Origin of the sequence: Bartonella sp. CL100XZDX (genome assembly GCF_042195375.1) — a bacterium.
GTDB lineage: Bacteria > Pseudomonadota > Alphaproteobacteria > Rhizobiales > Rhizobiaceae > Bartonella.
Window position 1 is genome coordinate 1 of the sequence record NZ_JBHIOH010000015.1, and the last position, 1,260, is coordinate 1,260.

Here is a 1,260-nt window from a genome sequence, read left to right on the forward strand (position 1 = left end):
AAGTTTACGAGGGTATACATTTTTATGGATTTGCAGAAGTTTACGGTGATGTACGTGTTTTTGGTGACTGCGATGCTATATACATTGGCAATGATGCAGGTGCTTATGGGCATGTTGATAATACTGACCTCATCTCAACTAGAGAACAAACCAGATGAGAAAATACGAACGACTAGTCTTATAGTATCTCTATAAGCCGTTTCTAACCACACAAACAACTTTTTAAACACAAGCGTGATTCACGCCACGGGGGAATTGCACTCAAATAGGAGGAAATCAAGATGAGTGAACAAAACACTAACCTAACAGAAATTGAAGAAACACATCACTTAAGCGTCGAACAAACTGCTATGGAACGTATTTTAAACAGAGCCTTAGAAAATGACGTCGATATGGACCGTTTAGAGCGTCTCATTGCCTTACGAGAAAAAGAAATAGAACGACAAAACTACGAAAGATTTGCCTGTGATCTTTCGAATATGCAAACGGAATATCAAAAAATACAAAAAAACTCTACAAACACCCATACAAACAGCCAATATGCAACCCTTGACCAGTACATTGATGCTGTAAAGAAGCCTCTTGCAAAACACCGATTTGCTTTGTTTTCTCGTATCAAAGAACAGAGTTCAGACAATATAATTGTAGAAATGACTTTGACGCATCCGTCTGGGAATAAAATCTCAACAGAAGGAAAGTTTCCTTATGACACGAAAGGATGCAAATCAAATATACAATCGGTTGGTTCTGCAATCACATACGCACGCAGATATCTGTTAGGTATGCTTCTTAATGTCGTGAGTGAAGATGATGATACAGATGGAAACCCGCCTATTAAAAAGGCTTTTCCACAACAGATCAATGAAATCAGAAGACTCATCGTACAAACCCAAACAGAAGAAGAAAAAATACTTGCTTATGTCAACGTCAAAAAGCTTGACGATATGTCTGAAGGACAAGCACAAACGGTGTTACATCTTTTGAAAGATAAACAAAATAGGCAAAAGGTAGAAACAGATTCTACTATACAAGATGCCGATATAGCAACGCCACACGAACAGAGAACGGCGGTGTGAGATGGAACAAAGAACAGCAGAATGGTTTCAAGCGCGCTTAGGAAAAGTCACTGCTTCAAACGTTTACAACGTACTCAGTAAGACAGCAAAAGGTTTGCCTACCAGCAAATATGAAGACTACAAAATCAAACTCATGACAGAACGCTTAATAGGTGAAATAAGCCAATCTTATACAACAGCGGCT

Annotated in this window: 1 protein-coding gene and 1 pseudogene; both read left to right on the forward strand. The window is 38.6% G+C overall.

What is annotated here, in order from left to right; translation table 11 throughout:
• Nucleotides 1–281: 281 nt before the first annotated feature.
• Nucleotides 282–1,076, forward strand: a complete 795-nt coding sequence (locus ACFILU_RS01295) for an ERF family protein (protein ID WP_375674425.1) — start codon at nucleotides 282–284, stop codon at nucleotides 1,074–1,076.
• Between the two features lies 1 nt (nucleotide 1,077).
• A pseudogene (locus tag ACFILU_RS01300) lies at nucleotides 1,078–1,260 on the forward strand (exonuclease); the annotation flags it as partial.